Origin of the sequence: Winogradskyella luteola (genome assembly GCF_019203985.1) — a bacterium.
In the GTDB taxonomy this organism is placed as follows: domain Bacteria; phylum Bacteroidota; class Bacteroidia; order Flavobacteriales; family Flavobacteriaceae; genus Winogradskyella; species Winogradskyella luteola.
Genome location: NZ_JAGSPD010000016.1, coordinates 58,152 through 66,452, shown reverse-complemented (window position 1 = coordinate 66,452; position 8,301 = coordinate 58,152). Strand labels below are relative to the sequence as shown.

8 protein-coding genes are annotated in these 8,301 nt (G+C 35.6%); 2 read left to right on the top strand and 6 right to left on the bottom strand.

What is annotated here, in order from left to right; all coding sequences use genetic code 11:
- The 4 genes from KCG49_RS15130 to KCG49_RS15115 all read right to left on the bottom strand — a co-directional run.
- Positions 1-604: phage tail-like protein (locus KCG49_RS15130; protein ID WP_501037675.1), on the bottom strand; the 604-nt coding region annotated here is incomplete at its 3' end.
- Positions 605-769: 165 nt separating this feature from the next.
- The gene (locus KCG49_RS15125) at positions 770-2,002 is read right to left on the bottom strand and encodes an RNA polymerase sigma factor (RefSeq protein WP_218547695.1); all 1,233 of its coding nucleotides are present in this window, start codon (positions 2,000-2,002) and stop codon (positions 770-772) included.
- Positions 2,002-2,349, bottom strand: a complete 348-nt coding sequence (locus tag KCG49_RS15120; RefSeq protein WP_218547693.1) for a YciI family protein — start codon at positions 2,347-2,349, stop codon at positions 2,002-2,004. The genes KCG49_RS15125 and KCG49_RS15120 overlap by 1 nt, the downstream gene beginning before the upstream one ends.
- A 124-nt stretch (positions 2,350-2,473) precedes the next feature.
- The gene (locus tag KCG49_RS15115; RefSeq protein ID WP_218547691.1) at positions 2,474-3,745 is read right to left on the bottom strand and encodes a hypothetical protein; all 1,272 of its coding nucleotides are present in this window, start codon (positions 3,743-3,745) and stop codon (positions 2,474-2,476) included.
- Between the two features lie 177 nt (positions 3,746-3,922).
- Between KCG49_RS15115 and KCG49_RS15110 the strand changes: the two genes are divergently transcribed.
- Positions 3,923-4,279: a hypothetical protein gene (locus KCG49_RS15110; protein ID WP_218547690.1), complete on the top strand. Its 357-nt coding sequence runs from the start codon at positions 3,923-3,925 to the stop codon at positions 4,277-4,279.
- Here KCG49_RS15110 and KCG49_RS15105 read toward each other — a convergent pair.
- Positions 4,276-5,223 carry an NAD(P)H-dependent flavin oxidoreductase gene (locus tag KCG49_RS15105; protein WP_218547688.1) on the bottom strand — a complete coding sequence of 316 codons (948 nt, stop codon included), beginning with the start codon at positions 5,221-5,223 and terminating at the stop codon, positions 4,276-4,278. The two genes, KCG49_RS15110 and KCG49_RS15105, sit on opposite strands and share 4 nt — an antisense overlap.
- Before the next feature lie 58 nt (positions 5,224-5,281).
- Positions 5,282-6,511: a class I SAM-dependent rRNA methyltransferase gene (locus KCG49_RS15100; protein ID WP_218547687.1), complete on the bottom strand. Its 1,230-nt coding sequence runs from the start codon at positions 6,509-6,511 to the stop codon at positions 5,282-5,284.
- A 112-nt stretch (positions 6,512-6,623) separates the two neighbouring features.
- On the opposite strand from KCG49_RS15100, the gene KCG49_RS15095 reads away from it, so the two are divergent.
- Positions 6,624-8,276, top strand: a complete 1,653-nt coding sequence (locus KCG49_RS15095) for an HYR domain-containing protein (protein WP_218547686.1) — start codon at positions 6,624-6,626, stop codon at positions 8,274-8,276.
- Positions 8,277-8,301 lie beyond the last annotated feature (25 nt).

Here is an 8,301-nt window from a genome sequence, read left to right as displayed (position 1 = left end):
CTGCCGTTATCCCGTTACCGCTCCCCAGGGCCACGGCACTGTCGCCATCGGTACCGATGGTGTTCGAAGTCCCCATGGCAATGGAGGAATCCCCTTCGGAGGACGTGCCGCTGCCCGCGGTAAAGCTCTCGTTGCCAGATGATATGGATCCCTGGAACGCTACAGCGGCATTACCCGAGGCAAGTCCAAATACAGTGGAAAAACTAGAGTTTCCGGAGGCAGTACCAGCACCTAAAACAACAGAATAATCTCCTACATTTGCATCATCCCATTCATTTCCAAATGAAATTCCTGCTCTAAAAGCAGATTTACTTTTATCGAAAAAGAAACGGGAATCTGAACCAGATAAAGTTGTACTTCCAAAAACAAAATCATCATTACTTATATCTGTCGTATTTTGAACAATACCACCAATACTTTGAAATTCACCTGTATCCCAAAAAGTTAATTGATTCCAACTTACACCATCATAAAACCAAAACCCTTCAGGAGAATTTGTTTGATATACCATAAGACCTTCAGCTGGTGAGCCGATTGCCAACCGATTCGCCTGGGTCATACGTGGAATCAAGATACCAGAGGTTGTACTTTGAATATCCAACATTGATGAAGCATCAGGATTTGTGGTTCCAATTCCTACTTGAGCAAATGAAAGATTAATACATAAACAAACTAAAAGAAAGGATAGGGTTTTCATAATGAGCGGTTTTATAATTTACCTCTACATCGTGAAAGAAAAAATATGTCATCAATAATTTAAAAAATGACTTCAAAGTTGGTTGTATTTCTTTTGTAAATATTCCTTTTCAGAACTATTGTTAACCTTTTTAATGGCAATATCAAGATATTCCTTGGCAGATTTCATATTATACTGCTTAGCATAAAGATCGGACTTTGCTGCATAATACAAATATATTCGCTGTTCTAAATCTTCTGGAGTAATTTGCTCGATATAACTCTCAGCCTTATCTAGGTTTTTAATTTGCATACAAATCACAGCCATGGTCAGCAAATGAATTGGCATAGGTTGTAATTTATTGAGCACTTCGTACCATTGTAGTATTTTATTCCAATCAGTATCTTCAAAGGACTTAGCACGAAGATGTTCTGCGGCTATTGCTGCCTCGTAATGGTAGCATGAAAACATTTCGGTATCTACAGCTTTATACATCATGGTATTACCAAGCTCGATTAAGGGAAAGTGCCAACGATTCCGATCTTGCTGCTTTAAATCCAATATTTCATTGTTTGCCCCAATCTTAGTTTCCAGTCTTGCTGAATGAAAACACATCAATGCAAAAAGGGCATAAGCTTCGGGCATTCTTGTAGCTTTGTTTTTAAGTAGTAACTGACATAATCGCATGGCTTCACTACATAAATCCTCTCGAATGAGTTGGTCTTTACTATTTGAATGAAAGCCCTCGTTAAAAATAAGGTACAACACCTCCATAACGCTTTCAAGTCTTGATTTTAATACCCTTCCTCGAGGGATATGAAATTGAATATCTAAGGTCTTAATTGCTTTTCTGGCTCTAAATAATCTTTTCTTAATGGTTTCCTGCTTAGTGAGTAGTGCTGCGGAAATTTCCTTTATGCTGAATCCCGAAACAGTTTTTAAAGCGAATGAGATACGGTCTCTTGGGTCTAATTTTGGATGGCATGCCGTAAAAATCATTCGTAATTGCGCATCTTCGATTTCGGAATCTAAGAAAAGTTCATTAATGGCAATGGCATCTGTTCCTGACTTGATTGATGCATAATGTGTTCTTTGTGTATTGAGTGCCCTAAAAATGTCTACTACTCTATTTTTGGCAGCTTTTGTTAGCCATGCTTCGGGGTAATCGGGAATTTCTTTTCGCCAAGAAATACTAGCTTTGATAAAAGTATCTTGAACAGCATCCTCAATAACATCGAGGTGTTTTAGTCCAAATATGCGTGTTAAGACAGCGACCATCTTTCCACTATGATGGCGAAATAGATGGTCTATGTCTTTATTTTCCATTATTTATCGAAAACCATAATTTCGCGTATCTCCACTGTACCACCTAAGTCATAATCTGGAAAGTCTTTTGCTATTTCTTCTACAGCATCAAAATCTTTGGCCTCTACTGTGTAGTAACCTCCAACTATTTCTTTAACCTCAGCAGAAGTTAAATCGGTAACCGTTCTGTTTTCACCAACAATACGTCGAATTTGAGGATGTAATGCCTCACCTCCTCTTAAAATACCAGCTTGCTCCATTTTTTGTCCCCAGGCAAACCATTTGCCCATTCTGCTTTGTAATTCTTCAGGAGATAATCCTAAATCTGCATAATCTGCCCCGATGAAAATCATCATAAAATTTTTCATAAGTTCTAAAATTTAAAAGTTTATACCGTTAAGACGTTTCTCAAAATATTAAAGGGGACACACAACATAAAATTAATTTTAAATTTTTCTTAAACAAATTCTATATAGTATTGATTACCAAAATTCAATCACATTCAAAGCAATTAAAGAAAGATGTATCTGGATTTACATCATCAGATCCTTTTAGGGCTTCCAGCACAACACCTTGTTCATCAATAATTTGCTTAAATTTAGAAGCGTATTGAGTTAATTTTTCTCTTCGTTTTTTGATTTTATCCGATATGTCTTTTCCATCCAAGTCCCCAATGGCTTTTGGCCAAACTTTTAGGCTAGCTTTAATGGCTTCATCTGACAACAACTTTTGCAATTGTTTTGCCTGGTCAATGAAAACATCTTCGGGAGTATCCAACAAAAAATAACGATCAAAAGGATATACCAAACCTTCCATAAAATCAATATCATCTTCATAAGGTCTTAGTTCTGGGATCACATTTTTATTACTTAATATAGAAGGTAGAATTCCATCGGGGTTAAAAAAAGCATTGTCTCTATCACCAGGAATTGGTATAGCAGTAAACAAACTATCCTTTTGCTGAATTGCCCAACCCCACTGCTTTGTGTGCCTGTCCCAATCACCAATTAAAATATCGAATAGTCGGGCTCTTATTAAAGCATTTTTGTCAATCTTTAAGTTACCCCTTATTTCTAGTTTAAGCTCTTGAAGATCCTCTGTATCCAAAAGTGATTTTATATGTTTTAAATCTGTCCAGTTCACTTCACCTTCGGTTTCATATTCCAATAAAAATAAGCGGTTTCCGTATTTCTTATTATACTTTCCCAATTTATTCTGTTCTGGCAAAAAAACAGCTTTGGGATTTGTATGCAAAACACCTGCTCTTGTTGCCAATTGAGCAGCCAAAAGTGCTCCATAAGGATGCTGAGCAGAAATACCGTCAACTATAATATTTTCTAACCCTAAGGTTCGTGCAAAATCTGGTATTAAAGGTTGAGGATCTTTGTTTATACTTCTTAATGTGTATACAATTCCATTGGTGGCTTTTAATTTTAAGGAATGTGTCTGTTTACCTCCACCCTCTTTTAAAATTTCGACACCACCAAATAGAGTATCTAAAAAAAGAATGGGTACTTTAACAGGTGTTGCCCAAGCTTTTCTATATTGTTGTCCCTGCATTAGTCTTTTTACGTCATTGGCTGTATAAAGTGTACTTGCAGCTACTAAAACAGAGTCATGGTTTCGAAAATTAATACTATCAACCTCGTCAAAACTTAGGATTTCGCAGGATGCAAACTCCTCTTCTGTACTCCAAAGTGATATATAAAGTAAAACAATAAACCCTAATGTGAGCGCTAGTATTATGAGAACAACTTTCTTCAATGCGTTTAATATTTTCTTCGAAAATAAAACTTATCTGATAAAATCTTTAACCCTAAGCCAATAAGTATTAATATAAAACGAATTAAACATATCATCGGATAAATATAAATCCGAACGATTAAAGAAAGTTTATGCCATTTAAAAGCTATACTTTTCAAATAACTAACTCAATCTTCAATGAAATTTATATTAACATTATTCGCAATAATGCTTTTTAATGTGAGCCCTGCTCAAGTCACTCTAAAAGACGATGGATTACATTTTGCCGTGGGTGCTGCTTTGTCTAGCGGAACATACGCTTTAGTCTACTCTAAGACCAAAAATAAAGAAAAGGCATTTTGGTACAGCTTTGGTATTTCTTCATTAGCGGGGTTCTCTAAAGAATTCTATGACGGTAATATCATTAGCGGTAAATTTGATATCAGTGAATTATTGGCAACCATGGCAGGTGGCTTAACCGCAAGTTATACCTTTAATATCTTTACAGGTAAAAGAAAGGAAAAAAAGAAAAAAGAAAAATTGAACGCTTTTTAGCTTACAAGCTTAGCAACAATATCTTTTACCGGCAAAATCGCTTTAGTATGCTCAATACTAGGGCCAGCTACCCAAACCGTTTTGTATGTTGCTTTTTTAGCGGCTTTTTCTGTAGCTTTCATACCAATTGAAAAACGTACCATCTTCACCCATTTTTTAAGTTTTCGGTTTTTATTCAATATATTTTCTATCCAAGTCGCTTTAGTTCCTATTTTTTGAACATAAGGCGTATTGATTACTGTACATGGTGTACCAGAGATACGCTCGGTCATTACAATATCATCTGCGCCATAATCTACACAGGCTTGTTTATACTCATCAGTTACACTAGCTTCTACTGAGGCTATAAAAGGGCTACCAACAGAAACACCTGCAGCACCGTAACTTATCATTTTGTCAATATCTGCTCGGCAGCCTACTCCACCTGCTGAAATCACAGGGATGGACAATTCTTTGTTCAGCAGACTGGTTAATTCTTCTGGCGAGAAATTTCCTCTATGTCCACCAGCTTCATTATTTACAGCTATAGCGGCATCGGCTCCTAAACCTTCAACCTTTTTGGCAAACTTTAGATCGGTTACATCGCAGAAGACTTTAATGCCAACAGCATGTGCTTGACGAATCGTTTCTTCCGGGCTACCTAAGGACGTAATTATAAAGTCGCAACCTTCTTCACAAAGTACTTCTAATTGTCCTTTATATTTTATGTTAGATTTGTTGACTATTAAATTAAAGCCAAAAGAACCACCTTCAACCTTACTCGCTTTTAACTCTTTTATAGCCGCTCTTAAATCTTCTAGGGTTCTATAATTCAGTGCTGGTATGCAACCGGCAATACCGGAATTCATAGCTTCTTTTACCATTGCAACATTAGACACTAAGAACATCGGTGCCTGTATAATTGGGTATTTTATGTTTAAAAGTTGCGTCAATTGGGTTATCATAGACTTAAAGTTTGAGAAACAAATATAACACAAATATTATTATGCACGCATAATACTTTCACTCCAAGAATTGATAGTAACCGCATTTTAGATAAGCACCTTCTAAAAAACTTACAGGATGGTCACTATCATGGTTTGTTTTAAGAAGTGTTTCAAAGAGTCGTGATTGTGCATTAAGTACTCTTGTGTTGAGATCAAAAAACGATTGCGCCAAAACTCTAGAAGAACACGATGCTAAAACCAGTAAACCTTTTTTAGCTGTAAGTTGAACTCCTAATTGTGCTAATTGCGCATATTTTTTCTTAGCCAAATCTACTTCGGATTGTTGCTTGGCAAAACTTGGTGGGTCAATGACAACAACATCAAACCTTTTGCCTTGTTTTATTAGGCGTTTCATTTCTACAAACGCATCACCAGAAATCGTTTTATAGATTCCTGAATATGTATTCAGTTTTGCATTTTCTCTAGCTAAATCCAAGGCCTGTTTGCTTATATCCAAACTCGTAACTTCTGTGGCTCCGTTAGCTAAGGCATGAACAGAAAACCCACCGGCATAAGAAAACACATCTAAAACCGTTTTCCCGCAGCTTAATTCTCCAACACGCTTTCGATTATGTCTATGATCTAAGAAATAGCCTGTTTTGTGGCCTTTAATAACATTGGCCGAAAACTTAACTCCGTGTTCTATAAACGTAACAACTTCATTTTCCAACTTACCATAAACAACCTCTCCATCTTTAAAATTATGACCTTTACTATTTTGAAGGTTACGACTTAAACGTATAACGATAGTATCAGCTTTTGAAATTTGTTGGAGACTTTCTAAAATTGATTTTAAATAAGGAAACCAAATTTCAGAATATATTTTAACAACCAAAACCGTATTATACATATCGGCAATTAATCCGGGAAAGCCATCATTTTCACCAAACAATAAGCGATAACTATTGGTATTTGTTTTTAATAATTCTGAACGTTTTTCAAAAGCTATTTCAATCTTTTGGTGAAAAAATTCTGAATTAATTTCAACTTTTCTTTCGGCATTATGGATAACTTTTATACGTATTGGTGATGCTGAATCGTATAATCCAATAGCAATAACCTTATTTTTATTCTTACTAAAAATAATAACCAAGTCGCCTGTTTTGGCATTCTCATTTATTTTGCTAATACTTTTTGAAAATATCCATGGATGACCTTTAACTACTGCCCGCTCGCCTTTTGAGGTGAGTTTGACGGCAAGACGATTGGGCTTAGTATCTGGCATTAAACGAATTAAATCGGGCATAGATCATTTTTAAAATGAAGTCGGAAAATACAAAAACACAATTAATATTTTGATATCTTCAAACCAATAGTCTAACTTTAAGACATTATTCGTCTAACTTAATCAACCAAATATGAAAAAAAAATTACGATTTACTTTACTTTTTTCGCTTAGTATCGCTTTCACCTTTGCACAAGGTATATTTGATGATTCCATACACACAGCAGTAGGCTTTGGCAGTGTCAACTCACCTGGAGGTGAAGCTGTACAGAATGTTATTGATCAAAATTCAAGTACAAAATTTTTAGATTTCAATGCTTTTGATGGTATTGGCTTTGAGGTAGACCTACTAGGTGAATCTAAAATAGCCGTAGCTATAGAGATCGTTACGGCTAACGATGCTCCAGAAAGAGACCCTACAGATTATGAAATATTTGGTTCGAATAACGGAACCGATTATACAAGCATAATCACTGGAAATATTCCTTGTGTTCCTGATCGTTTCTTTTCCAGAACTTTCTCTTTTACCAATACAACAGGCTACACATTTTATAGAGTAAACTTTACAGGGACTTGTGCTTCAAGTTCCATAAACCAAATAGCTGATGTACAACTTTATGAAACTATTGGCAATGCTCCAATGATAACGTGTCCTAGTGATATTAATGTTAATAATGATGCTGGCACATGTGGAGCACTTGTAAATTACAGTCTATCTGCCAACGATGATGAAGACGGAGCTTTAGCACCTACAATTACATCTGGGCTAGCTTCTGGTGAAACTTTTCCTGTTGGAATCACTGAAGTTTTTGCCAGTGTTACAGATAGTGATAATAATACTGTTAGTTGTAGTTTTATAGTAACAGTTACAGATAACGAAAATCCTCTTGTAAGCTGCCCGAGTGATATTACTCAAACTGCAGCTAACCCTGGTGACACAAGTGCTGTTGTAAATTACAGTTTAAATCCAACTGATAATTGTGATCTCATTAACCCATTAACCGGATTTACACCGTTGGCCAACATCAATAATAAAGCTTATTATTTATCAGATGCTAGTTTTTCGCCTCAAGATGCATTTACAAATGCGGTAGCACAAGGTGGGTTTGTTGGTACGATAAGAGATGGTTCTGACAACACGCTGTTAGTAAATGCTATTAGTTCTATAGGAGCTGCAGGTGATGTATTAATCGGTTATAACGATGTTAGTACAGAAGGTAGTTTTGAATGGCAGAGTGGAGATTCAGCAACATATAATAATTGGAATGCAGGTGAACCAAATAATGCAGGGAATGAAGATTATACGGTAGTTCAATCTAATGCTGGCTGGAACGATGTTGCCAATAGCAGTACTTACAGATATTTATTAGAAATTGATTATTCACCTACTCAAACAGCAGGTCTTCCTAGTGGTAGTGACTTTCCGATTGGCACAACTACAAATACATTTGAAATTACAGATATTTCTGGCAACTCTGTGCCTTGTTCGTTTAATGTTATTGTTGAACAAAATTTAAGTCTTAATGATAATAATTTAGACCGCAATATATCTGTATACCCAAACCCCACAAGTTCCAGTATTATATTACAAATCAAGACTTCAACCTCTATAGATACTGTAACAATAACAGATTTAAATGGAAGAATTCTACAAGTATTTACCAATATTGAATTTATAGAATCTAAAAAGCAATTTGATGTATCTCAATTGTCTCTAGGTGTTTATTTTATGGCTATTAAAAGTAAAGATGGTCATTCTGCATTGAGAAAGTTTATAAAACGTTGAGGGTTTTATTAATACCAATAAAAAA